At 71.0% G+C, this 22,111-nt stretch carries 21 protein-coding genes; 1 reads left to right on the top strand and 20 read right to left on the bottom strand.

What is annotated here, in order from left to right; all coding sequences use genetic code 11:
* Positions 1–149: 149 nt before the first annotated feature.
* Positions 150–950: a DUF4184 family protein gene (locus AC0L6F_RS16560; protein ID WP_473538713.1), complete on the bottom strand. Its 801-nt coding sequence runs from the start codon at positions 948–950 to the stop codon at positions 150–152.
* 52 nt (positions 951–1,002) lie between these two features.
* Positions 1,003–2,349, bottom strand: a complete 1,347-nt coding sequence (tyrS, locus tag AC0L6F_RS16555) for a tyrosine--tRNA ligase (RefSeq protein WP_274637611.1) — start codon at positions 2,347–2,349, stop codon at positions 1,003–1,005.
* 28 nt (positions 2,350–2,377) lie between these two features.
* On the opposite strand from tyrS, the gene AC0L6F_RS16550 reads away from it, so the two are divergent.
* Complete coding sequence (locus AC0L6F_RS16550) at positions 2,378–2,974, top strand: hypothetical protein (protein WP_274637610.1); 597 nt, start codon at positions 2,378–2,380, stop codon at positions 2,972–2,974.
* A 19-nt stretch (positions 2,975–2,993) separates the two neighbouring features.
* Here AC0L6F_RS16550 and AC0L6F_RS16545 read toward each other — a convergent pair whose 3' ends face one another.
* The 18 genes from AC0L6F_RS16545 to rplT form a co-directional block, all read right to left on the bottom strand.
* Positions 2,994–3,629 (bottom strand): SatD family protein, encoded by a 636-nt coding sequence (locus AC0L6F_RS16545; protein WP_473538712.1) that lies wholly within the window; start codon positions 3,627–3,629, stop codon positions 2,994–2,996.
* A 67-nt stretch (positions 3,630–3,696) separates the two neighbouring features.
* Positions 3,697–5,136: an argininosuccinate lyase gene (argH, locus tag AC0L6F_RS16540; RefSeq protein ID WP_473538711.1), complete on the bottom strand. Its 1,440-nt coding sequence runs from the start codon at positions 5,134–5,136 to the stop codon at positions 3,697–3,699.
* A complete protein-coding gene (gene argF / locus AC0L6F_RS16535) occupies positions 5,133–6,080 on the bottom strand; it encodes an ornithine carbamoyltransferase (protein ID WP_473538710.1) in 948 nt (315 codons plus the stop codon). Before argF ends, argH begins: the two co-directional genes overlap by 4 nt.
* Positions 6,077–7,291, bottom strand: coding sequence for an acetylornithine transaminase (locus AC0L6F_RS16530; protein WP_274637606.1), 1,215 nt, complete (start codon positions 7,289–7,291; stop codon positions 6,077–6,079). The genes argF and AC0L6F_RS16530 overlap by 4 nt, the downstream gene beginning before the upstream one ends.
* Entirely contained in the window at positions 7,288–8,193 is a 906-nt protein-coding gene (gene argB / locus AC0L6F_RS16525) for an acetylglutamate kinase (protein ID WP_259611668.1), read from the bottom strand. Before argB ends, AC0L6F_RS16530 begins: the two co-directional genes overlap by 4 nt.
* Positions 8,190–9,347 (bottom strand): bifunctional glutamate N-acetyltransferase/amino-acid acetyltransferase ArgJ, encoded by a 1,158-nt coding sequence (argJ, locus tag AC0L6F_RS16520; protein WP_473538708.1) that lies wholly within the window; start codon positions 9,345–9,347, stop codon positions 8,190–8,192. Before argJ ends, argB begins: the two co-directional genes overlap by 4 nt.
* The gene (gene argC / locus AC0L6F_RS16515; protein ID WP_473538707.1) at positions 9,344–10,387 is read right to left on the bottom strand and encodes an N-acetyl-gamma-glutamyl-phosphate reductase; all 1,044 of its coding nucleotides are present in this window, start codon (positions 10,385–10,387) and stop codon (positions 9,344–9,346) included. The genes argJ and argC overlap by 4 nt, the downstream gene beginning before the upstream one ends.
* A gap of 251 nt (positions 10,388–10,638) precedes the next feature.
* Complete coding sequence (locus tag AC0L6F_RS16510) at positions 10,639–11,406, bottom strand: dienelactone hydrolase family protein (protein ID WP_473538706.1); 768 nt, start codon at positions 11,404–11,406, stop codon at positions 10,639–10,641.
* A gap of 30 nt (positions 11,407–11,436) precedes the next feature.
* On the bottom strand, positions 11,437–13,020 hold the full coding sequence (locus tag AC0L6F_RS16505) for a hypothetical protein (RefSeq protein WP_473538705.1): 1,584 nt from the start codon (positions 13,018–13,020) through the stop codon (positions 11,437–11,439).
* A complete protein-coding gene (locus AC0L6F_RS16500) occupies positions 13,002–13,769 on the bottom strand; it encodes an ABC transporter ATP-binding protein (protein WP_274637601.1) in 768 nt (255 codons plus the stop codon). Before AC0L6F_RS16500 ends, AC0L6F_RS16505 begins: the two co-directional genes overlap by 19 nt.
* Positions 13,770–13,840: 71 nt before the next feature.
* Positions 13,841–16,351, bottom strand: coding sequence for a phenylalanine--tRNA ligase subunit beta (gene pheT / locus AC0L6F_RS16495; protein WP_473538704.1), 2,511 nt, complete (start codon positions 16,349–16,351; stop codon positions 13,841–13,843).
* Entirely contained in the window at positions 16,351–17,394 is a 1,044-nt protein-coding gene (gene pheS, locus AC0L6F_RS16490; RefSeq protein WP_274637599.1) for a phenylalanine--tRNA ligase subunit alpha, read from the bottom strand. Before pheS ends, pheT begins: the two co-directional genes overlap by 1 nt.
* Before the next feature lie 11 nt (positions 17,395–17,405).
* Positions 17,406–18,281 carry an amino acid ABC transporter permease gene (locus AC0L6F_RS16485; RefSeq protein ID WP_473538703.1) on the bottom strand — a complete coding sequence of 292 codons (876 nt, stop codon included), beginning with the start codon at positions 18,279–18,281 and terminating at the stop codon, positions 17,406–17,408.
* Positions 18,278–18,961, bottom strand: coding sequence for an amino acid ABC transporter permease (locus tag AC0L6F_RS16480; RefSeq protein ID WP_259611661.1), 684 nt, complete (start codon positions 18,959–18,961; stop codon positions 18,278–18,280). Before AC0L6F_RS16480 ends, AC0L6F_RS16485 begins: the two co-directional genes overlap by 4 nt.
* A 78-nt stretch (positions 18,962–19,039) precedes the next feature.
* Positions 19,040–19,942, bottom strand: coding sequence for a glutamate ABC transporter substrate-binding protein (locus AC0L6F_RS16475; protein WP_259611660.1), 903 nt, complete (start codon positions 19,940–19,942; stop codon positions 19,040–19,042).
* 30 nt (positions 19,943–19,972) lie between these two features.
* Positions 19,973–20,764: an amino acid ABC transporter ATP-binding protein gene (locus AC0L6F_RS16470; RefSeq protein ID WP_473538702.1), complete on the bottom strand. Its 792-nt coding sequence runs from the start codon at positions 20,762–20,764 to the stop codon at positions 19,973–19,975.
* Between the two features lie 51 nt (positions 20,765–20,815).
* Positions 20,816–21,631, bottom strand: a complete 816-nt coding sequence (locus AC0L6F_RS16465; protein WP_259611659.1) for a TrmH family RNA methyltransferase — start codon at positions 21,629–21,631, stop codon at positions 20,816–20,818.
* An 85-nt stretch (positions 21,632–21,716) separates the two neighbouring features.
* Entirely contained in the window at positions 21,717–22,097 is a 381-nt protein-coding gene (rplT, locus tag AC0L6F_RS16460) for a 50S ribosomal protein L20 (RefSeq protein ID WP_274637597.1), read from the bottom strand.
* Between the last annotated feature and the right edge of the window lie 14 nt (positions 22,098–22,111).

The following is a 22,111-nucleotide window of genomic DNA, read 5'->3' as shown; positions in this document are numbered from 1 at the left end:
ACCCTTTGGGGCGAACAGGTAATACTGTACGCGAGGATCGACGCGTGCGTCCAATCGGGCGTGCAGCCCGGGCGTGTCTGCCCGGTCAGCCCGTATTTCACCCTGCACACTCGCCCGATCGCGCTCCACGATCCGGCCCGACGTGCCGCTCAGCGACGGCTGCGGCGGCGCAGGGCCGGGACGGCGATCGCGAGCAGGATCGTCAGCGCCGCCCACACCGCGCACGCCGGCGGCAGCACGCGATAGGCCAGGTGCTGGACGGTGAACTGTGCCGTCAGCGGGCCGAGCACGACCAGCCCCGCCACCCATGCCACGCCGAGCACGACCGGCAGCGCGAGCAGCCATGCCCACGGCATCCAGCCTGGAAGCACCCGCACCACCGGAACGCTGCGCGCACGACGCAGCCGGAGCAGCGCCCACACCGCGAGCACGACGACCCCGATCATGCTCGACCCGTGCTGCACCCACTTGTACCCGACCAGCGGTCCCCATTGCGCATCCAGCGCCGGGACAAGCCCGACACCGCTGCGCCCCTCGTGGCTGAACGCGTCCCAGGCGATGTGGCTGGCCACCCCGAGCGCGAGCGCCAGGACGGGGAGCAGGATGCCGCCCAGCACTGACCGCGCACCCGGACGGGGCGCGAACGTCTGCCGCACGCCGGCGCCGGCTGCGGCATCCCACTCCCCCGGGAGACGTGCGGCGATCCACGGCGGAGTCAGCTGCCGGACCGCCGGTCGCAGGACGGCGCGCCACAGCAGCAGGAGCACCAGCGCCAGGGCCGCAGTGACCGGCAGCCAGGCGAAGCTGTGCGTCCACTCGTACGCGATCGGGGTCCCCCGCAGGAACAGCGGCAGATCCGGCGTCATCGCCCCCACCGCGATCGCGGCCGCCGGCAGCGGCGAACGCACGAACGGCAGAGCGACGATCGCGTGACTCGGGGTGAACGGCACCGTCAGACCCCCGATGCGCTGCGGATTGGCGAGCCTCGCCGACGCACCGGCCTCAGCGCCCCGGGGTGACGAAGACGCCGGCCAGGGTCTTCTTGCCGCGCCGCAGCACGGACACCGCACCCGGCAGCCCGCCGGTCACCAGCGCGCCCTCGTCCTCGACGCGCACGCCGTCCAGCGAGACGCCGCCCTGGGCGATGGCCCGCCGACCCTCGGAGAGACTGGCGACGAGCCCGGTGTCGACCAGCGCCTGGACCACACTGGTGTCCAGGCCCGCCTCGACGTGCGGCAGTTCGCGCAGCGCGCTGCGCAGGGTGTCGGGATCGAGCGCGGCGAGATCCCCCGTGCCGAACAGGGCATCGGATGCCGCAGCCACCGCCGCGGTCGTCTGGACGCCGTGCACCGTCGTGCACACCTCGTACGCGAGCCGCTTCTGTGCCGCGCGGCGGTAGGGTTCGACCTCGACCAGCCGCGCGTACTCCTCGATCTCGGCGCGCGTCAGGAACGTGAACACCTTGAGCCGATCGACCACATCGCCGTCGTCGGTGTTCAGCCAGAACTGGTACATCCGGTACGGGCTGCACATCTCGGCGTCCAGCCAGATCGCATTGCCCTCGCTCTTGCCGAACTTGGTGCCGTCGCTGTTGGTGATCAGCGGGGTCCCGATCGCATGCGCGGACGCCCCCTCGACCCGGTGGATCAGATCGACGCCGCTGGTGAGGTTGCCCCACTGGTCGGATCCGCCGGTCTGCAGCACGCAGCCGTACTGACGGTACAGCTCGAGGAAGTCCAGGCCCTGCAGGATCTGGTAGCTGAACTCGGTGTAGCTGATGCCGGCATCCGAGTTCAGCCGTGCACTGACGGCATCCTTCTTCATCATGGTGCCGACCCGGTAGTGCTTGCCGATCTCGCGCAGGAAGTCGATCGCCGACAGCGGCGCGGTCCAGTCGAGGTTGTTCACCAGCCGGGCCGCGTTCGCCCCCTCGAAGCTGAGGTACCGCTCGACCTGACCCCGCAGCCGCTGCACCCACTCGGCGACGGTCTCGCGGGTGTTCAGCGTCCGCTCCGCCGTGGGGCGCGGGTCGCCGATAAGTCCAGTCGATCCGCCGACCAGCCCCAGCGGCTTGTGCCCGGCCAGCTGCAGGCGGCGCAGCAGCAGCAGCTGGACGAGGTTGCCCAGGTGGAGGCTCGGGGCGGTGGGGTCGAATCCGCAGTAGTACGTGATCGGCTCGCCGCCGAGCAGGGCGCGCAGCGCCTCGGGGTCCGTGGACACGTGCACCAGGCCGCGCCACACCAGTTCGTCCCAGACGTTCGGGAACGCCGGGTCGTTGGCGGGTGCGAGGGCGCTCAGAGCGGATTCAGCCACGCGTTTCAGGCTATCAGCGCGGCCCAGCCCTCCCATGTCCGCACCACGTGAGACACTGCCGCTCATGGTCCTGTTCCCCGGTACGGACGTGCTGCTGACGGCGGCCCTGTCGATCTTCCTCTTCCTGGCGCTGTGCGCCGCGCTCGTGCTGATCGTGATCGCGCTTCGTCGCCCCACCACGTATCCGCTGATGGTCGCGGGGATCCTCGTCGTCGTGGCACTGCTGGTGGTCGCGATCTCGCCGGTGAACACGCCCGCGCTGATGGGTCTCATCCTCACCATGCTGGGCGTGGCGGTGGCCGTCCTCGGCGGCAATCCCATCTCGCGTCGCGTGCTGGACGTGGCAGCCGGGTCGCGCGTGCGCGAGACCGAGGACGGCGGCATCATCGTGGCTGCGCGCGACGAGGAAGCCGCGACCGGCGAACCGCGCACCCTGATGCGCGGCGGCAGGGTGATCGGGTATCTCGAGCGGCTCGCGGCCGTGGTCGCGATCGTCGTGGGGTATCCCGAGGCCATCGCGGTGGTCGTCGCGGTCAAGGGCATCGGCCGGTTCTCGGAGCTCAGCGAGCCCGAATCGCGCGAGCGCTTCATCGTCGGCACCCTCGCGAGCCTGCTGTGGGCCTGCGTCCTGGGGGCGCTGCTGCGCCTGGCGATCTGGTGACCTCTGGCGACCCGGTGAGTCAGGGGCGCAGCAGGCGGTAGCCCTCGATCACCGCGGCGGACCCGCCGGCGGCCAGCGCCTGCGACACCGCGGACTGGGTGATCTTCTCCTGCGCGGCCAGCGCGTTCTGCGTGAGACCCTGGCACCGTCCGTAGGTGAGTGTGCGCGTGCGCTCGCTCATCGTGCCCACGATCTGATCGCGCGCGAGCAGATAGGCGTTGACGTGCCGGACGGCGTCGCGCGTCGCGGCGGACTCGTCGGCGGATGCCGCAGCCTGGGTGCGCGCGTTGGGCGCTGTCCGCTTCGCCAGCGCGTGCACGGCGTCGATCGCCTCCCGTGCCGCCCACCATCCCGGACCCTCGGGGATCGGTCCGGTCGCCGAGGCGACCGTGCCGGTCGCGCCGATGCCGAGCCCGAACCGGCATTCGATGTCGTCGGGCAGGGCGAGCTGGATCAGCAGCGATGTGGCCAGCGCCGCATCCAGGCTGGGATACACGCCCTGGAGTTCGTCGCCGACGGTCGGACGCAGCCGGGTGATCGCCACCGGCAGATCGTGCGCGACACGGGCGATGCCGTCGTCGAGGGCGCGCTGCGCGTGCTCCCGGTCGGCGAGGCGGCGGGAGCCGACGATATCGACCGTCATGGCGACGTTCATGACATCAGCGTATCACTGATAGTTCACAAATATAAGCTTATGGCTTCTCGGTGTGGCGATCGACTCGTCACAGGCCCAGCGCGTGCGCCACCGCCTGGGCACGGGCGATCAGCTCGGCGCGCTGCTCCCCGACCCGCACCGGCGCCGTGCCGCCGGCCCCATCGCGACTGGCCACCGACCCCTCGATCGTCAGCACCTCGCGCACGGCCGGCGTCAGGTGCGGCGTGACCTCGGCCAGCAGCTCGTCCGACGCGTCGGCCAGCCCGATCCCGCGCTGCTCGCACGCGCGCACCAGCGCGCCCGAGATCTCGTGCGCCTCGCGGAACGGCACACCCTGGCGCACCATCCAGTCCGCGACATCCGTCGCCAGCGAGAAGCCCTCGGGCGCGAGCGCGGCCATCCGCTCGGTGTCGAACCGCATCGTCGCCACCATGCCGGCGAAGGCCGGCAGGAGCACATCGAGGGTCGCGATCGAGTCGAACACCGGCTCCTTGTCCTCCTGCAGGTCGCGGTTGTACGCGATCGGCAGGCCCTTCAGCGTCGCCAGCAGTCCGGCGAGGTTGCCGATCACCCGGCCGGCCTTGCCCCGCGCGAGCTCGGCGATGTCGGGGTTCTTCTTCTGCGGCATGATGCTCGAGCCGGTCGAGTATCCGTCGTCGAGGGTGACGAAGCCGAACTCGCGGGTGTTCCAGAGGATGATGTCCTCGGCGAACCGCGACAGGTCGATGCCGATCTGCGCGGCGACGTACGCGAACTCGGCGACCACGTCCCGTGATGCGGTGCCGTCCAGGGAGTTCTCCGCCGGGCGGTCCAGCCCCAGCTCGCGGGCGACCAGCGCCGGGTCCAGACCGAGGCTCGAGCCGGCGAGCGCTCCCCCGCCGTACGGTGAGACGCGGGCGCGCACGGCCCAGTCGCGGAGTCGCTCCAGGTCGCGCACGAGCGGCCAGCCGTGCGCCTGCAGATGATGGGCCAGCAGCACCGGCTGGGCGTGCTGCAGGTGGGTGCGGCCGGGCATGATCGCCTCAGGATTGGCCTCGGCCTGTGCCACGATCGCATCGATCAGGCGGAGGATGCCGCGGGCGATCGTCCGGGACTGGTCGAGCAGGTACAGCCGGCCGAGCGTCGCGATCTGATCGTTGCGGCTGCGTCCGGCGCGCAGCCGGCCGCCGAGCTCGGCGCCGGCCCGCTCGATCAGACCGCGCTCCAGCGCCCCGTGCACATCCTCGTCGCCGTCCGCGGCGACGAACGCGCCGGAGGCGACATCCGCCGCCAGCTCGTCCAGCGCCGCACGCATCTGCTGCAGCTGCTCGTCGGTGAGGTACCCGGCCGCATGCAGCGCCACCGCATGGGCACGCGAGCCGGCGATGTCATAGGGCGCGAGCACCCAGTCGAAATGCGTCGACCGGCTCAGCGCCGCCAGCTCGGGCGACGGGCCGGAGGCGAAGCGCGCGCCCCACAGCGCTCCCTCATTGGTGCCGTGCTCATTGGTGCCGTGCTGCTCGGTCATGCCGCATCCTCGGTGGCGGTGCCGTTCTGCCGCAGCAGCCAGACCAGCAGGGCCTTCTGCGCGTGCAGCCGGTTCTCGGCCTCGTCCCACACCACCGACTGCGGGCCGTCGATGACCGCGGCATCCACTTCGTAGCCGCGATCCGCGGGCAGGCAGTGGATGAAGATCGCGTCGGACTTCGCCTCGGTCATCAGCTCGGTGGTGACCTTGTAGCCGCCCAGATCGCGCAGCCGCTCGAGCTTCTCCTCCTCCTTGCCCATCGAGACCCAGGTGTCGGTCACGACGACGTCGGCGCCGGCGGCGGCCTCGTGGATGTCGGTGTACAGCGTCAGCGATCCTCCGGTCTCGGCCGCCCGTGCGTCCGCGTCGGCGACGACATCCTCACGCGGCGCGTACTCCTCCGGCGATGCCACCCGCACGTGCATCCCCGCCGTGACCCCGGCGAGCATGTACGAGTGGGCCATGTTGGACTTGCCGTCGCCGAAGAACGCGAGGGTGAGACCGCGCAGCGCGCCCTTGTGCTCGCGGATCGTCAGCAGATCGGCCAGCAGCTGGCAGGGATGGAAGTCATCGGACAGGGCGTTGACCACCGGCACCCGGGTGCCGCGGGCCATCTCCTCCAGGCCCGCCTGCGCGTAGGTGCGCCACACGATGGCGGCGACCTGCCGCTCCATCACCCGCGCGGTGTCGGACGGGGTCTCCTTGCCGCCGAGCTGGCTGTTGGCCGTCGAGATGATCAGCGGCGAGCCGCCCAGATCGGCGATCCCGACGGCGAACGAGACGCGCGTGCGGGTGGAGGACTTGTCGAAGATCACCGCGACCGTCTGCGGGCCGGCCAGGGGCTTGGCCGCCCAGCGGTCCTTCTTCAGCTCGAGGGCGAGGTCGAGGATCTCGGCCTGCTCGGCAGCCGTCAGATCGTCGTCGCGCAGCAGATGGCGGGTCATGCGTCTTCCTTCGGGTGGGTCGCGGCGACCTCGGCGAGCGAGGCGGCGAACAGGGTGGTGAACTCGTCGACCTCGGCGTCCCCGATCGTGTAGGCGGGGGCGAGGCGGATGACGTCGGCCGTGGGCGCGTTGACGATGAGTCCGCGTCGCTGCGCGGCATCCCGCACCTCGGCGGCGACCGGCGCGGTCAGGGTGATGCCGATCAGCAGGCCGGCCCCACGCGTGCCGGAGACCAGTGGCATCCCTGCGACCGCCTGCCGCAGCTGCGCCCCGCGTTCGGTGACCGCAGCCAGCAGTCCGCCGTCCTCGATCTCGGCGAGCACCGCGTTGCCGACGGCGGTGGCCAGCGGATTGCCGCCGAACGTCGAGTTGTGCGTTCCGGGGTAGAACGCGTCGTGGTCGCCGAAGGTGACCAGCGCGCCCAGGGGGAACCCGGCCGCGATGCCCTTGGCCAGGCTCATCGCGTCCGGCACGATCCCCTCGTGCTGGAACGCGAACCAGGCGCCGGTGCGACCGACCCCGGTCTGCACCTCGTCGACGATCAGCAGGGCGCCGTGCGCGGTGGTCAGCTCGCGTGCACGGCGCAGGAAGCCCGCGGGCAGCGGCACCACCCCGGCCTCGCCCTGGATCGGCTCGACGAACAGCGCGGCGACCGAGTCGTCGATCGCCGCCTCCAGCGCGTCCATCGTGGGGTCGATGTGGGCGACGTCGGGCAGCAGGGGGCGGAACGGATCCTGGTAGGCCGCCTTCGGCGTCAGCGACAGCGAGCCCATGGTCCGCCCGTGGAAAGCGCCGTTCAGGCTCAGAATGGTGCTCTTGCCGGTGGCGTGGGCGTGCAGCCGCGCGAGCTTGATCGCCGTCTCGTTGGCCTCGGACCCCGAGTTCGCGAAGAACACGTGCCCGCCCTCGCCGGTGCCGGCCAGCCGCTTCAGACGCGCGGCCAGTTCGAGCTGCTGCGGGGTCGCGAAGTAGTTCGACACGTGCGCGAGGGTCCGCGCCTGCTCGGCGACGGCCTGGACGAACACGGGGTGCGCATGCCCCAGCGCGTTGACCGCGATCCCGCCGAGGAAGTCGAGATAGCGGATGCCGTCGGCATCCCACACGTGCGAGCCCTCGCCCCGCACGAGCAGCGCGAGCCGCCCGCCGAGGTTGAGCAGGTCCCGGGCCGCGTCATCCTGCCACGTGCCCGCGCCGTCGGCTGCCGTCGTCACTGTGCCACCACCTCTGTCCCGATCCCCTTCTGCGTGAACATCTCCACCAGCACCGAATGCGGCACCCGGCCGTCGATGATCGCCGCCGTGTCCACCCCGCCCGAGACCGCATCCAGGCACGCGCGCATCTTCGGGATCATCCCCGATTCCAGGCGCGGGAGCATGGTCTGCAGTTCGGGCGCGGTCAGGTGCGAGACGAGCGAGTCGCGGTCCGGCCAGTCGGCGTAGAGCCCGGGGACATCGGTGAGGATGACGAGCTTCGCGGCGTTCAGCGAGACGGCCAGCGCCGCGGCCGCCGCATCCGCGTTCACGTTCAGCGAGTGCCCGGGGTTGTCCAGGTCGGGTGCGATGGACGAGACCACGGGGATGCGCCCGGAGGCCAGGTGGTCCAGGATCGGCTGCGGGTCGACCTGCACGACGTCGCCCACCCGGCCGAGATCATGTTCGACGCCGTCGATGACGACCCCGCGGCGGCGTCCGCCGAACAGGCCCGCGTCCTCGCCGGACAGCCCGGTCGCGATCGGTCCGTGCGCGTTGATCTTCGCCACCAGCTGCGGGTTGACCTGCCCGGTCAGCACCATCCGCACGACCGAGATGGCCTCGGTCGAGGTGACCCGGTAGCCGCCCTTGAACTCGCTCGGGATGGCCAGCCGGTCCAGCATCGCCGAGATCTGGGGGCCGCCGCCGTGCACGACCACCGGCAGCACCCCGACGTAGCGGAGGTAGGCGATGTCGGCGGCGAAGGCGTCCTGCAGCTCTTCGGAGACCATGGCGTTGCCGCCGTATTTGACCACCACGACCTGATCGCGGTAGCGCCGCAGCCAGGGCAGCGACTCGATCATCGTCTCGGCCTTCGCGCTGGCGATGGCCGGATCGGTGTCCTGCAGACGTTTGTCGGTCATGAGGCGTATGCGCTGTTCTCGTGGACGTAGTCGTGGGTGAGGTCGTTGGTCAGGATCCGCACGGTCGCCGGGCCGCTCTTCAGATCGATGACCAGGTGCGTGGCGCGCGGCGTGAGGTCGACGTCCTCGCGGGGCGCGTCCGGCCCTCCGCCGGTGCACACCCGCACGCCGTTCATCCAGACATCCGTGTCGTACGGGTCGAACGCGGCCTGCGTGGTGCCGATCGCCGCCAGCACCCGGCCCCAGTTCGGGTCGTTGCCGAAGATCGCCGCCTTGAACAGGTTGTTGCGGGCCACGGCGCGTCCGACCTCGATGCCGTCGGCCTCGGATGCTGCGTGCCGGACCTCGATCGTGATGTCGTGGCTCGCGCCCTCGGCGTCGGCCTGCAGCTGCTCGGCCAGGGAGATGCAGATCTCGGCGAGCACGTCGCGGAACGCGCCCGGGTCGGGCACGATGCCGCTGGCGCCGCTGGCCAGCAGCGTGACCTGGTCGTTCGTGGACATGCACCCGTCCGAGTCGAGCCGGTCGAAGCTGATCCGGGTGGCGTGGCGCAGATGGGCGTCGGCGTCGGCTGCGGTCAGCACGGCGTCGGTGGTGATCACGACGAGCATCGTGGCCAGGCCGGGCGCCAGCATCCCGGCCCCCTTCGCCATTCCGCCGATGGTCCAGCCGTCCTCGGTGTGCAGCACGGTCTTGCTGACGGTGTCGGTCGTCATGATGGCGGATGCCGCATCCTGGCCGCCGTCGCGCGACAGCGCCGGGACGCCCTTCTCGACGCCCTCCAGCACCCGAGCGCGGAACGTCTCGTCGCCGGTGCCGATCAGCCCGGTCGAGCAGACGAGGATGTCGCCGGCGGACACGCCGAGCAGCTCGGCGGCCTTCTCGGCGGTCTGGTGCGTGGTCTGGAACCCGAACGAGCCGGTGAAGCAGTTCGCGCCGCCGGAGTTGAGCACGATCGCCTCGACCACCCCGTCGGCGACCGCCTGCTGCGACCACAGGATCGGGTTGGCCTTGGCACGGTTGCCCGTGAACACGGCGGCGCCGACCTTGTCCGGCCCGCGGTTGACGACGACGGCCACGTCCGGCTTGCCGGTGGACTTCAGGCCCGCAGCGACACCGGCCGCCTCGAATCCCTTCGGTGCGGTGACGCTCACGGGGCCACTCCGTTCTCGGTGAGGGCGCGGCCTTCGGGAAGGCCGAGCGCGATGTTCATGGACTGCACGGCGGCGCCGGCGGTCCCCTTGACCAGGTTGTCGACCGCGGTCACCACCGTGACGCGGTTCGTCTCGCGATCGATCTGCAGGCCCATCAGCGCGGTGTTCGCGCCGAGGACGTCGGCGGTGCGGGGGAAGACGCCCTCGGGCAGCAGCTGCACGAACGGCTCGTCGTCGTAGGCGCGCTCCCAGGCGCCGCGGACGTCGGCGTCGGTGGCGCCCGGGGCGATGCGCGCCGAGCTGGTGGCGAGGATGCCGCGGGCCATCGGCACGATCACCGGCGTGAACGAGAGGTGCACCTCGGCGGCCCCGGCGGCGCGCAGCGCCTGCTTCACCTCGGGGATGTGCCGGTGCACCCCGCCCACCGCGTAGGGGTTCGCGGACCCGAGGATCTCGCTGCCCAGCAGGTGCGGCTTCAGGCTCTTGCCGGCCCCGGACGGGCCCACCGCCAGCACACTGACCAGGTCGGTCGCATCGATCACCCCGGCCGCCACGCCGGGCGCGAGACTCAGGCTCACGGTGGAGGCGTTGCAGCCGGGGGCGGCGATGCGGGTCGCGCCGACCAGGTCGCCGCGCAGCTTGCCGGTGGCCGTGGGCAGCTCGGGCACCCCGTACGCCCAGGGCTCGTGGAACGGCCCGCCGTAGAACGCGTCCCAGTCGGCGCGGCCGGTGAGCCGGTGGTCGGCGCCCGCGTCGATGACCAGGGGCGTCTGTCCCAGGGCGTCGGTGTACTGTCCGGACTGCCCGTGCGGCAGCGCGAGGAAGACGATGTCGTGCCCGGCGAGAACCTCGGGCGTCGTCTCGGCCAGCACCAGATGTGCGAGCGAGCGCAGGTGGGGCTGGTGGGCGACGAGCGGCTGGCCGGCGTTGGAGTGCGCGGTGACGGTGCGGATCTCGATGTCGGGGTGTGCGGCGAGGATGCGGAGGATCTCTCCCCCCGCATAGCCGGAGGCGCCGGAGACGGCGACCGAATAGGTCATTCTTCTACCTTAGTTTCCTGGGGTCGGCCGGATGGATCCGGCAGGGGCCGACGACGGCGACACCTCACCCGCCCGGAGGGGCGGAGCGTGGGTCGCCTAGAGTCGGCGGTCGCCCAGGCGAACGCTGCGACGGCGCGCCGGACCGAGGCTCGGAACGAGCGGCTCGAGGTGCGGGGCGGCCGGAAGCATGGCCCGACGATAGCGCCCGGCCCGGGGCATCCGCAAATCCGCCCCGTCACGAACGGACCGGATCACACGTGCGCGGCGAGGAACGCCGTGGCCTGCTCCCATGCATCGGCGGCGGCGGTCGGGTCGTAGCGGCTGCCGGTGTCGTTGAAGAACGCGTGGGATGCCTCGGGATAGACGTGTGCGGTGAAGTCCACGCCGGCGGCGGCCATCTGCGTGCGCACGGCGGGCAGCGCATCCATCAGGGCGCGGTCCCGGCCGCCGTAGAGGGCCAGGATCGGCGCCTGGATGCGCGCCATGCGCTCGGGGTCGGGTGCCGTGCCGTAGAACGGGACCACGGCGCGGATGCGGTCGTCCGCGGCCGCGAGGAGGAACGCGTAGGTGCCGCCGAAGCAGTAGCCCACCACGCCGATGCCGCCGGCGGCGGGCGCGGGCGCGGACGGTGCGGAGCGGGAGAGATCGGCGGCGAGCCGGTCGACCGTCGCACACAGCGCGGCCACCGCCCACTCGGCGTATTCCGGGGCGCGCGAGGCGGCCAGTGACTCGCGCATCCGCGGCTGGGCCGCCGTGCGCTCGGCTTCGTCGGCCGAGTTCATCAGCGCGAACAGCTCGGCGCCCAGGGCGGGTTCGACGCCGGCGTGGCTGAGGATGTCGGGGGCGATCACGAGATACCCCTCGCCGGCGAAGCGATCGGCGACGTCGGTGATGTGCTCGGTGAGACCCCAGATCTCGTGGATCAGGACCAGGCCGCCTCGCGGCACGCCGTCGGGCCGGGCCACGAAGCAGTCGAACGTCTCGCCGTCGGGTGTGGTCAGCGTGATCAATGCGGGCATGCCTCTACCGTACCCACCGCCCGGCCGGGCTCAGCCGGTGGGGAACGCCTTGATGCGCTGCAGCAGCCCGGGGCCGGTGCGGTCCAGCGCACGACCGCCGGTCACCACGCCGGCGATCATCGCACCCGCTCCCAGCGTCAGTGCGACGGCCAGCCCGATCCAGCCCAGCTGCGGGCGGTCGGCGAGCGCACCGATCAGCGCGAGCACGAGCGACGGCGTCGCGACCACCAGCACGGCGGCCGTCACCACGAACACCAGCAGACCGTTCACGAACGTCTGCCCCGGCACGGTCTTGAACGGGCTGTCGCCTGCCGCCGCGACCGGCGTGACGATCAGCGCCGACGACACCGCCGACACCCCGTACCCGGCCAGCAGCAGCGCGAGCGCCCCCGCCAGGACCGACGGCAGCACGCGCCAGGCGTCGGCCACGGCGACCGTGATCAGCGCGACGGCGACCACGGCCGGGATGCCCACGGACGCCGCCGCCAGCATCCGTCCCAGGCGGTCCTGCCAGCCGCGGGCGCCGCTGGAGAGCACCGAGGCGAACGCCGTGCCGTCGTACGAGATGTCGGTGTAGCCGACGATCGACAGCACGAACGCCACCACCACCGCCGAGGCCGAGAACATCCCGCCGCCGACACCGCCGGTGAACAGGAACAGGAACGGAATCAGGGGCACCAGGATGAACTGACGCAGATACCGCGGGTCGCGCAGCCACGCCGTGAGCGAGCGCGCCCAGGTGGCGCCGGCGGCTCCCGTCGGCAGCGGGCCGAACAGCCCGAGCGCCCCCGACTTCGTCGCACGCGCGGCGCGGCGCGGCGGCGCGGCGGTCGTCGCGGCCAGTGCGCGCCACCACGCCCACCACAGCGCCGCGACGGTGGCCGCCGCGATGACGGTCTTGGCGAATGCCGGCAGCCAGGCGCCGACCGCCAGTTCGGCGGGCACGGCCCACGCCGCGCCGAGCGGCGTCCAGCTGAGCACCCCGGCGGCCTGGGTCAGACGGTCGAGCGAACCGCCGGCCGCGTCCAGCGCACCGAGGGCGCCGGTGATGATCGGGCCGGAGAAGATCATCAGGATCAGGACCGCCGTTCCGACGACCTCCCGCCCCCGCCGGGCCGAGCCGAAGCCGGCCGACAGCGTCGCGATCAGCCGGCTGGCCACCACGCAGGTCGCCACCCCGATGAGGGCGCACACGGGCGCCGCCAGCGCCGCCACCGGCCAGCGCACCCACAGGGCCACGGTGCCGAGCGCGGCGATGGTCGTCGCGATTCCCGGCACGCCCGTCGCCCCGGTTCCGGTCAGCGCGAGCATGATCTGGCGCGTCGTCAGCGGAAACGGCGCGAGCCGTCCGGCATCCACGGTCGTGTCGTTGCCGGCGATGAGCACCGGGCCGACCACCCAGCCCACCAGCAGCAGCGCGCCGCCGAGCACGGCGACCAGCCGTGCCTGGTCGGGGCCCTGCAGCACAGCGAGCGCAGTCATGCCCGCCAGCACCAGGATGAGGGCCGCCCCGGCCCACAGCATGCCGAACACGAAGCCGACCAGCTGCCACGGGCTGCGGCTGAGCGTATTGAGCAGAATGCGGTATCTCAGCCTCAGGATTGCTGCAACCACGCCGGTCCCTCTCCGACGTGTCGTCCCCCCACCAGCGCCATGAAGCGCTCCTGCAGGCTCTCCCCCGCGCGCACCTCGTCCACCGTGCCGGCGGCCAGGACGCTGCCGCCGGCGAGGATCGCGACGTGGTCGCACATGCGCTGCACCAGGTCCATGGAGTGGCTGGAGACGATGACGGACCCGCCCGAGGCGGTGTAGCCGCGCAGCACGTCCTCGATGTTGGCGGCCGAAACCGGGTCGACCGACTCGAAGGGCTCGTCGAGCACGAGGAGGCGCGGGGCGTGCACGAGCGCGCAGGCCAGCGCGACCTTCTTGGTCATGCCGGCGGAGTAGTCGGCCACGATCGTGCCGGCCGCCTCGCGCAGGTCCATCATCGCGAGCAGGTCGGCCACGCGCGGGGCGATGTCGGGGCGCGGGATGCCGAACATCATGGCCGTGTACGTGATCAGCTGCTCGCCGGTGAGCCGGTCGAACAGGCGCACGCCGTCGGCCAGGTTGCCGATGATGCGCTTGGCCTGCACCGGCGCCTGCCACACGTCGATGCCGTGCACCGTGACGCGTCCCGCGTCCGGCCGCAGCAGACCGGTGGCCATCGACAGGGTGGTGGTCTTGCCTGCGCCATTGGGACCGACCAGTCCGAAGAACGAGCCGGTGGGCACCTCGAGGTCGATGCCGGCGACCGCGACCTTGTCGCCGAAGCGCTTGGCAAGGCCGCGGATCTGCAGCGCGGGTTGGATCGATTCGGCCATCGCTGAGAGCCTATCGGGGCGACGGCATCCCGCTGGCGCGGATGCCGCGGACAGTTCGCGCCGTCGCAGCGTCAGTCGCGCAGCTTGGCGCCGAAGCGCTCGGCGGCCAGCTCGACCCCCTGCAGCTTGGCCTCGGTGGCCTCCGCGGCGGCCAGCGTGCGGTCGGCGGCGCGGAACAGCAGCGCGAACGTCAGGCTCTTCGTGCCGTCGTCGAGCCCCGGGCCTCGGTAGTCATCGACCAGACGCAGCGATTCGAGCAGGCTGCCGCATCCGTCCTTCAGCGTCCGCCGCACCTCGGCGGCCGGCACCTCCACGGGGACCACGAGCGACACGTCCTGGGTCGCGGGCGTCTGAGTCGACAGGGATGCCGCGACCACACGGGCCCCGGCGGCCGCCAGCAGCGCATCCAGGTCGAGCTCGGCGACGTACACCCGGCCGTGCAGGTCGGCGTCCTCGGCGACCGTGGGCAGCAGCTCGCCGACATAGCCCACCTCGGCGCCGGCCGCGGTCAGCGTCCCGGTTCGGCCGGGGTGCAGCGCGGCACGCTCGCCCTGCGCCACGTCGATCGTCGCGCCGGCGGCGACGGCGATCACGCGGACGGCATCCAAGGCGTCCGACAGCGAGACCGCGACGGCCGGCTGCCCGGGCTGCTTGGCTGTGGCATTGCCGGCCAGCAGCACCGCCACATGCCGAGGCTGGGGCGGCAGAGAGGCGTCGAGCGCGGCGAGGGTCGCCTCATCCGGACGCTGGGCCAGGGGCGGCACGGACGTGGTGCCGTATTCCACGCCCGGCTCGGGAAGGAACACGGCCCCGGTCTCGAACAGCGCCAGGTCGGTGAAGCCGCGCGACAGGTTGCGGTGCGCGACCTGCAGCAGGCCGGGGATGAGCGACCGGCGCAGGTCCGGCGCCTGGCCGTCGAGCGGATTGGCCAGGCGGATGCCGGGCAGGTGCGCGCCGGAGGCGGAGCCGTGGCGGTCGTTCTGCGCGGCCGTGGTGAACGGGAACGACGGCGTCTCGACGAACCCGGCCGCCGCCAGCGCATTCGCGATGCGCCGACGTGCCTGCTGGGACGCGGTCCAGCCGCTGCCGGACGGCGGGGTCGGCAGCACCGACGGCACCCGGTCGAGGCCCTCGATGCGGGCGACCTCTTCGGCCAGTGTCCACTTGTCGGTCAGGTCCGGCCGCCACGACGGCGGCGTGACCAGCCAGTGGTCGCCGTTGTCGTACACGTCGCAGCCGATGGTCTGAAGGGCGCCGGAGACCTCGGTCGCGGCGTAGTCCACGCCGATGAGGGCGGACGCGAACGGCTTGGGCAGGGCGATGGCCTCGCGCTCGTAGACCGCGAACAGGGCCCCGCCGATCTCGGTGTCCAGCGTCCCCCCGCCGAGCTCGACCATCAGGTCGGCCACCCGGCGGGCGGCCACGAACGGGATCAGCGGGTCGACGCCCCGCTCGAACCGCCGGGACGCCTCGGAGGGCAGCTTGTGCCGGCGCGCGGTGCGCGCGATCGTGACCGGCTCGAAGGTCGCCGCCTCGATGAGCACGTTCTTCGTGTCGCGGCTCATCTCGGTGGTGGCGCCGCCCATCACGCCGGCTAGCCCGATGGGGCCGGATTCGTCGGTGATGAGCAGGTCTTCCGGGTGCAGTTCGCGCACCTGGTCGTCGAGCGTGGTCAGCGTCTCGCCCGGACGCGCGCGGCGCACCGTGATGCCGCCGGTCAGCTTGTCCAGGTCATACCCGTGCACGGGGTTGCCGAGTTCGAGCATGACGTAGTTCGTGATGTCCACGAGCAGCGAGATCGACCGGATGCCGGCCAGCACGAGGCGGGCGATCATCCACGGCGGCGTGGGGCGGGTGGCATCCACGCCGCGCACGATGCGCGCGACGAACTCGGCGGCGCCTGCGTTGCCGCGGATCGGCGCCGTGTCGTCGACGACCACGGCGAACCCGCCTTCGGGCTGCCCCAGCTCGCCCCACTGCCGGTCCCCCGGGTCGCGGAAGGCGCCGCCGGTCGCGTGCGCGTATTCGCGGGCCACTCCCCGCAGACTCAGCGCGTAGCCGCGGTCGGGGGTCACGTTGATCTCCACCGCGACGTCGTCCAGGCCCAGCAGCGCGATCGCGTCGGTGCCGACGGGGGCGTCCAGGCCCAGGTCGGCCAGCCGCAGGATGCCGTCGTGCTCGTCGCCCAGCCCCAGCTCGCGGGCCGAGGCGATCATGCCGTCCGAGACATGCCCGTACGTCTTGCGCGCGGCGATCGGGAACGGACCGGGCAGCACCGCCCCCGGAAGGGTGACGACGACCTTGTCGCCGGCGACGAAGTTGTGCGCACCGCAGACGATGCCGCGGACGCCGCCGTTCGCCTCGCCGACGTCGACCTGGCACCAGTTGATGGTCTTGCCGTTGGTCTGCGGCTCGGGCTCGAGCGAGAGCACCTGGCCGACGACGACCGGGCCGGACACCTCGAAGCGGTGCACGTCCTCCTCTTCGAACCCGACGCGCACCAGCGCCGCCAGCACGTCCTCGGGCGTGGCATCCGGTGCCACCTCGACGTATTCACGCAGCCACGACAGCGGGACGCGCATCACACCACCATCCCGAACTGCTCGCTGAAGCGGACATCGCCCTCGGCCATGTCGCGCATGTCCTGCACATCGCTGCGGAACATCAGCGCACGCTCGACGCCGATGCCGAACGCGAAGCCCGAGTACACCTCGGGGTCGATCCCGGCCGCACGGAGCACATTCGGGTTGACCATGCCGCACCCGCCCCACTCGATCCAGCGGGCTCCGCCCTTGAAGGTGGGATGCCACAGGTCGAACTCGGCGGACGGCTCGGTGAACGGGAAGTAGTTGGTGCGCAGCCGGGTCTTCGCCTCGGCGCCGAACAGCTGCCGGGCGAGGTGGTCGAGCGTGCCCTTCAGGTGCGCCATCGTGATTCCCCGGTCGACGACCAGTCCCTCGACCTGGGTGAACACCGGCAGGTGGGTGGCGTCGTACTCGTCGGTGCGGAAGACGCGGCCGGGCGAGATGATGTAGATCGGCAGCTCGCGGGTGAGCATCGAGCGCATCTGCACCGGGCTGGTCTGCGTGCGCATCACCAGATGACGTGCGGTCGGATCGACGTAGAACGTGTCCTGCATCTGCCGCGCCGGGTGGTCCTCGTCCAGGTTCAGCGCGTCGAAGTTGTACCACTCGTGCTCGAGCTCGGGGCCTTCGGCGACCTCCCAGCCCATGCCGATGAAGATGTCGCCGATCTGCTCCTGCAGCACCGTGAGCGGATGCCGCGCCCCGACCTTCGCGCGCGCGGCGACCGCGGTGATGTCCACCCGCTCGACCTCGAGCCGCGCGGCGGTCTCGGCGGCGTCGAGCTCGGCCTCGCGAGCGGCGAGCGCCTGGGCGACCCGGCCGCGGCCCTGCCCGATGAGCTTGCCGAACTCGGCCTTGTGCTCGGGCGCGACCTCGCGCATGCGTGCGTTGAGCTTCGCCAGGGGCGAGCCCTCCGCCGCGTGCGCGGCGCGTGCGGCCTTCAGCGCGGCCGTATCGGATGCGCTCGCGATGGCCGCCAGCGCGGCGGTGACGGCGGCATCCACCGCCTCGGGGGAAATCTCAGAAACGTCGTCGGACACGAGAACCGAGTCTACCGGCGCGTGGCGATCGCCTCTGTCTCGGTCGTCGGGCCGCCGTCGCGCAGCGCCCCCTTCGGCACCTTCGGCGAGCGGCGCGTGCTCTTCTCCACGCGGTACGCCACGTAGGACAGGATGAGGCACAGCACGATGTAGATGGTGCCGCCGACGATCGCGGTCGGCACGAGTGGCGAGCCGAACTCGATCTGGTTGCCCAGCAGCTTGATGACATACAGCAGCTCGGGGTAGGTGATGATGAACCCGAGTGCGGTGTCCTTCAGGGCGACCACCAGCTGCGAGATGATGACCGGCATCATGGCGCGCACGGCCTGCGGCAGCAGCACGAGTCGCATCACGGCGTTCTTGCGGAGGCCGATCGCGTACCCGGCCTCCTTCTGGCCGCGCGGCAGCGATTCCACACCTGCGCGGATTGCTTCGGCCAGCACCGAGCCGTTGTAGGCGATGAGTGCGATCACGACCGCGTAGTAGGGGTCGACCCGGATGCCGATCACGGGCAGCCCGTAGAACATCAGCATCATGAAGATCAGGACCGGGATCGCCCGGAGCACCTCGACGATCCATCCCACCGGGATGCGCACCCAGGCATGATCGGACAAGCGCCCCACTGCGAGGATGAAGCCGAGGATGAGCGCGCCGATCCCGGCGACGACGAACGCTCCCAGGGTGTGTCCGAGTCCTTCCAGAATCAGCAGCCAAGGACGGCTGTAGGTGAAGATCGACCACTTCTGCGCGGTGAACTGTCCAGTCGCGGCCAGTCGCCACACCACCAGCCCGAGCAGCACCAGGACCACCACCACCGTGATGGCGCCGAGGATGCGGTTGCGCAGCACCGCGCGGGGGCCGGGGACGTCATACAGGACGGAGCTCATCGCTCGACCCTCCACTTCTTCTCGAGCACGCGTTGCAGCCACGCCAACAGCAGCACCAGCACGACGAAGATCGCGGCGATGAGCAGGAGCGTGAGCAGCTGGTTCTCACCGGTGACCATCTCGAGGAAGATGTTCCCGCTTCCGCCGGCTTCACGGTGCTCGCTGAGGTTCGCGGTGACCGACCCCAGATTCAGCACCGAGAAGCCGGCCGCCACGGTGGTGTTCTTCAGCAGCGCGATCAGCACGCTCATCATCGGTGGGACCACCGAGCGGAAGGCCTGCGGGAAGATGACCAGGCTCATCACCTGGCCGAAGTTCAGGCCGATCGCGCGGGCGGCCTCGGCCTGGCCGACCGGGACGGTGTTCACGCCGGAGCGGATCGTCTCGGCCACGTAGGTGGCCGTGTAGACGCCGAGTGCGACCGTGGCCAGCGTTATCGCGCTGATGCGCTGACCGAGCAGGATCGGGATGCAGAAGGCGAAGAAGAACATCACCAGGGTCAGGGGGGTGTTGCGGATCCAGTTCACGTACACCGTGCCCACCGCCCGTGCCACCGGCACCGGCGAGACCCGCATGGCACCGACGATCACGCCCAGGACCAGGGCGAGGATCCCGCCGACGAAGAACAGCACCAGCGTGCCCTCGATGGCCTGCACCCATAGCGTGGCGACGTCGCTCATGCGCTCTCCTTCTGCCCTTCTGCGTCGATCCGGATGATCGGTCGGGCGACGCGTGCGCGCCGCCCGACCGAGACCGGATCAGCCGACGGCGTCGACCTCGGGCTGGGTGGACTTGACGCCGGAGGCGCCGAGGTTGCTGTCGAAGATCTTCTGCCACACGTCGTGACCGTCGGTGAGCACATTGTTGAAGAACGCCTGCAGCGCGGCGTCGTTCTTGGCCAGGCCGATGCCGTAGCGCTCTTCGCTGAAGACGTCGCCGACGGTCTTCAGGTGGTCGGGGTCCTGGGCGGCGTAGCCGAGGAGGATCGCCTCATCGGTGGTCACGGCGTCCACCTGTCCCTGCAGCAGATCCTGCACGCAGGTCGAGTAGGTGTCGTACTCCTTGGTCTTGGCCGGGGTCTCGTCCTTGATCCGCTGGATCGAGGTCGACCCGGTGGCCGAGCAGACGACGTCATCGGCGGTGAGCGAGTCCTTGCCGGTGATCTTGTCGTTGTCCTTGGCGACCAGAAGGCCCTGACCGGTGATGAAGTACGGGCCGGCGAACGAGATCTGCTCCTTGCGCTTGTCCGTGATCGAGTAGGTGCCCACGTAGAAGTCGATGTCGCCGTTCACGATGGACTGCTCGCGGTTGGCCGAGGCGATCGGCTTGAAGTCGATCTTGTCCTCGCCGTAGCCGAGGGATGCCGCCATCCAGCGCGCGATGTCGATGTCGAAGCCGCTGCGCTTGCCGGTGGTGGTGTCCAGGTAGCCCAGCCCCGGCTGGTCTTCCTTCACGCCGATCGTGACCTTGTCCGCCTTCTGGATGCGCTCGAATGTCGGGCTGTCGGGCACCGAGACATCGGTCGCGACCGTCCACGGAGTCTCCGCAGCCGCCCCTCCGTCGCTGCCGGTGTCGCTCGGCGTGCCGCTGTTGCACGCCGTCAGGGCAAGGGCGGCCACGGCTGCCAGGCTCAGGCTCGCGATGATGCGTGATTTTCGCATGTGTGATTCTCCTTTGTGCGGGGACTGCCGTCAGTGGGTGAGGAGCTTCGAGAGGAAGTCCTTGGCCCGGTCCGACTGCGGGTTGGTGAAGAAGTCCTCGGGTGTGGCCTCTTCGACGATCTGGCCGTCGGCCATGAACACGACGCGGTCCGCGGCCTTGCGGGCGAACCCCATCTCATGGGTGACCACGATCATGGTCATCCCGTCCTGCGCGAGCCCGACCATGACGTCGAGCACCTCGTTGATCATCTCCGGGTCCAGCGCGCTGGTCGGCTCGTCGAAGAGCATCACCTTGGGGTTCATCGCCAGGGCGCGCGCGATCGCGACGCGCTGCTGCTGGCCGCCGGAGAGCTGCCCGGGGAGCTTGTCGGCCTGCTGACCGACCCCGACCCGATCGAGCAGGGTGCGGGCCTCGGCCACGGCATCCGACTTCTTCATCTTGCGGACCTTGATCGGACCGAGGGTCACGTTGTCCAGGATCGTGAGGTGGGAGAAGAGGTTGAACGACTGGAACACCATGCCCACGTCGCTGCGCAGCGCGGCCAGTCCCTTGCCCTCCTTGGGCAGCTCGGCGCCGTCGATGGTGATGGTGCCGCTGGTGATCGTCTCCAGGCGGTTGATCGTGCGGCACAGCGTCGACTTGCCCGACCCGGACGGGCCGATGACGACGACCACCTCGCCCCGGTGGACGGTCAGATCGATGTCCTTGAGGGCCTGGAAGTCGCCGTAGTGCTTCTGCACATCCGTGATCACGACCAGCGGGTCACCGCGCCGGACCGAGATGTTCGACGTCGGGGGTGCCGGGTCATCGGGGATCGTCATGGGTACACCCTATGAGTGCGATGGGAGTTGCGCGAGGGGCACGCGTGACGTTTACCGATCCGTGACCGACGCACGCAGCGCGAATGCCGACTCGTACAGGCAGACGCTGGCGGCGGTCGCCAGGTTCAGCGATTCGGCGCGTCCGTAGATCGGCAGACGCAGCGCCTCGTCGGCCAGTGCGAGCGCGTCGTCGTCCAGCCCGCGCGCCTCGTTGCCGAACAGCCATGCCGTCGGACGGGCCAGCGCCCCCGACTCGCGGGCGGCCAGCAGGTCGTCGCCCTTCACATCGGCGGCGATGACCCGCAGGCCCGCCGCGCGCGCCGCGGACGCCACCTCGGCGAGGTCCCCACCGAACGCGATCGGCACGTGGAACAGCGAACCCGTGGTCGAGCGGACCACCTTGGGGTTGTACGGGTCGACCGTCCGACCGGTCAGGATCACGGCATCCGCCCCCGCCGCGTCCGCGGCTCGGATGATGGTGCCGAGGTTGCCGGGATCGCGCACCTGCTCGCAGATGGCGATCAGACGAGGGGATGCCGCGAGCACGTCCCGCACCCGGGTCGGGAACTGCCTCGCCACCGCGAGCACCCCCTGCGGCGTGACGGTGTCGGCCATCGCCTCGAGCACCTGCTCGCTGGTGTAGACCAGCTCGATCCCGGCCGCATCCGCGGCGCGGCGCAGGTCGGCGTGCTTCTCGGCGGCGGTGGGCGTCGCGAAGAGCTCGACGATCCCGTCGGGCCGGAAGGCGAGCGCCTCGCGGACGGCCTGCGGCCCCTCCAGCAGGAAGAGACCGGACTCGTCGCGCACGCGGCGCTTGGACAGCTTGGCGACGGCGCGGGCACGGGCGGATCGCGGGTTCTCCAGCACGGGTTCAGTCTAGGGTGGCCCGCCGAAACCACAGAGGCGAACGGGCGCCCCTCCGAGGAGGGACGCCCGTTCGAGGAGGGTCAGCTCACGCCTGGGGGGCGTTCACGTTCTCCGGCAGCGCCTTCTTCGCGGTCTCGACCAGCGAGGCGAACGCGGTGGGCTCGTTCACGGCGAGCTCGGCCAGCATGCGGCGGTCGACCTGGACATCGGCCAGACGCAGACCCTGCATCAGGCGGTTGTAGGTCAGGCCGTTCTGACGGCTCGCGGCGTTGATCCGCTGGATCCACAGGCGACGGAACTCGCCCTTGCGCTTGCGGCGGTCCCGGTACGCGTAGACCAGCGAGTGGGTGACCTGCTCCTTCGCCTTGCGGTACAGGCGCGAACGCTGACCCCGGTAACCCGAGGCGCGCTCCAGGATGACGCGACGCTTCTTGTGGGCGTTGACAGCCCGCTTGACTCTAGCCATTTCGTTTCGTTCCT

The sequence above is a fragment of the Microbacterium sp. G2-16M genome, from assembly GCF_055809115.1.
This window is presented reverse-complemented; position numbering and strand designations above follow the sequence as displayed.

Excerpts from the sequence above, each read along its gene's own strand:
- tyrS (WP_274637611.1), bottom strand. The coding sequence starts at position 2,349 with ATGGGAGGGCTGGGCCGCGCTGATAGCCTGAAACGCGTGGCTGAATCC.
- AC0L6F_RS16550 (WP_274637610.1), top strand. The coding sequence starts at position 2,378 with ATGGTCCTGTTCCCCGGTACGGACGTGCTGCTGACGGCGGCCCTGTCG.
- AC0L6F_RS16545 (WP_473538712.1), bottom strand. The coding sequence starts at position 3,629 with ATGAACGTCGCCATGACGGTCGATATCGTCGGCTCCCGCCGCCTCGCC.
- argH (WP_473538711.1), bottom strand. The coding sequence starts at position 5,136 with ATGACCGAGCAGCACGGCACCAATGAGCACGGCACCAATGAGGGAGCG.
- argF (WP_473538710.1), bottom strand. The coding sequence starts at position 6,080 with ATGACCCGCCATCTGCTGCGCGACGACGATCTGACGGCTGCCGAGCAG.
- argB (WP_259611668.1), bottom strand. The coding sequence starts at position 8,193 with ATGACCGACAAACGTCTGCAGGACACCGATCCGGCCATCGCCAGCGCG.
- argC (WP_473538707.1), bottom strand. The coding sequence starts at position 10,387 with ATGACCTATTCGGTCGCCGTCTCCGGCGCCTCCGGCTATGCGGGGGGA.
- AC0L6F_RS16510 (WP_473538706.1), bottom strand. The coding sequence starts at position 11,406 with ATGCCCGCATTGATCACGCTGACCACACCCGACGGCGAGACGTTCGAC.
- AC0L6F_RS16500 (WP_274637601.1), bottom strand. The coding sequence starts at position 13,769 with ATGGCCGAATCGATCCAACCCGCGCTGCAGATCCGCGGCCTTGCCAAG.
- pheT (WP_473538704.1), bottom strand. The coding sequence starts at position 16,351 with ATGCGCGTCCCGCTGTCGTGGCTGCGTGAATACGTCGAGGTGGCACCG.
- AC0L6F_RS16485 (WP_473538703.1), bottom strand. The coding sequence starts at position 18,281 with ATGAGCTCCGTCCTGTATGACGTCCCCGGCCCCCGCGCGGTGCTGCGC.
- AC0L6F_RS16480 (WP_259611661.1), bottom strand. The coding sequence starts at position 18,961 with ATGAGCGACGTCGCCACGCTATGGGTGCAGGCCATCGAGGGCACGCTG.
- AC0L6F_RS16475 (WP_259611660.1), bottom strand. The coding sequence starts at position 19,942 with ATGCGAAAATCACGCATCATCGCGAGCCTGAGCCTGGCAGCCGTGGCC.
- AC0L6F_RS16470 (WP_473538702.1), bottom strand. The coding sequence starts at position 20,764 with ATGACGATCCCCGATGACCCGGCACCCCCGACGTCGAACATCTCGGTC.
- rplT (WP_274637597.1), bottom strand. The coding sequence starts at position 22,097 with ATGGCTAGAGTCAAGCGGGCTGTCAACGCCCACAAGAAGCGTCGCGTC.